Source organism: Mesorhizobium sp. M2C.T.Ca.TU.002.02.1.1 (genome assembly GCF_003997225.1).
On sequence record NZ_RZTO01001141.1, the window covers coordinates 1 to 1470 of the forward strand.

The following is a 1470-nucleotide window of genomic DNA, read 5'->3' on the forward strand; positions in this document are numbered from 1 at the left end:
TGGAACTGGGTGGCAACGATCCGCTGATCGTGCTCAACGACCTTTCGGACGGGGACCTCGCCAAGGCGGCCGATCTTGCGGTTGCCGGCGCCACCAAGAATTCCGGCCAGCGCTGCACGGCGGTGAAGCGCATCCTGGTGCAGGAAAAGGTCGCGGATCGTTTCGTGCCGATGGTGCTGGAGCGGGCAAAGGCCATCAAATTCGGCGATCCGCGCGACCCGGCAACGCAGCTCGGCACGGTGGTGCATGAGAAGGCCGCGGCGCTGTTCGAGAAGCGTGTTCACATGGCGGCGGAGCAGGGCGCCGACGTGCTCTACGATCCAGGACGCAAGGGCGCGCTGCTGCCGCCGATCGTCGTCGACCGCGTGCCGCACCAGTCCGAGCTAGTGATGGAGGAAACTTTTGGGCCGATCGTGCCGATCGTGCGCGCGCCCGACGATGACGAGGCGCTGATCAAGCTGTCGAACTCGACGGCATTCGGCCTGTCGTCCGGTGTGTGCACCAATGACTTCCGCCGCATGCAGAAATACATCACCGGCTTGAAGGTCGGCACCGTCAACATCTGGGAAGTGCCGGGATACCGCATCGAGATGAGTCCCTTCGGCGGCATCAAGGATTCCGGCAATGGCTACAAGGAAGGCGTCATCGAGGCGATGAAGAGCTACACCAACGTCAAGACCTTCTCTTTGCCGTGGTAGGCGCCGTGAAGGACAGTTTCGACCTTGCCGTTGTTGGCTCCGGCATCATCGGGCTGGCCCATGCTTTGGCTGCGGCACGGCGCGGCTTGCGCGTCGTCGTCATCGATCGCGATCAGAAGGCCAACGGCGCTTCGATCCGCAATTTCGGTCTCGTCGTCGTCACCGGACAGGAGCCAGGCCTGTCGCGCCGGCTGGCGGAACGCAGCCGGGAAATCTGGCTCGAGCTGGCGAATGAGGCGGGCATCGAGATACTGCATCGCGGCGAGCTGATCGCGGCGCAGCGCCCGGAAGCGCTTGCCTTGCTCGAGACGTTCAAGTCCGGCGAGCATGGCGGTGCGTGCAAGCTTCTGACCGCGCGCGAGGTGCTCGCGCAGCAGGCCGGCCTCGACCAGAGCGCGATCACCGGCGGGCTCCATAGTCCGTTCGAGTTGCGCGTGGAGTCGCGCGAGGTGCTGCCGCGGCTGGCATCGTTCCTGGCTGAGAAGCATGGCGTCGTGTTCCGCACCGGCGTGTCGGTGACCGAGATCGCGCCGCCCTTCGTCGAAACCAGCGCGGGACGTGTTGACGCAGAAAAGGTCGTCGTCTGTCCCGGCGACGATTTCAGCTCGCTCTATCCGGAGCTGATCGGCAAGCACGGCGTGCAGCGCTGCAAGCTGCAGATGCTGCGCCTCGCCGATCCCGGCTTCCGGCTTTCGTCCGCGTTGATGTCCGATCTCAGCCTGTTGCGTTATGGCGGTTTCGCCGCCTTGCCGGAAGGCGGCGCGTTGTGGGG

General features: G+C 64.9%; 2 protein-coding genes. Both read left to right on the forward strand.

All coding sequences use genetic code 11. The features are described from left to right. Positions 1–698: aldehyde dehydrogenase family protein (locus tag EOD07_RS34145; RefSeq protein ID WP_127238328.1), on the forward strand; the 698-nt coding region annotated here is incomplete at its 5' end. A 5-nt stretch (positions 699–703) separates the two neighbouring features. Next, on the forward strand, positions 704–1470 hold a 767-nt coding region (locus EOD07_RS34150; RefSeq protein ID WP_127238329.1), incomplete at its 3' end, for a TIGR03364 family FAD-dependent oxidoreductase.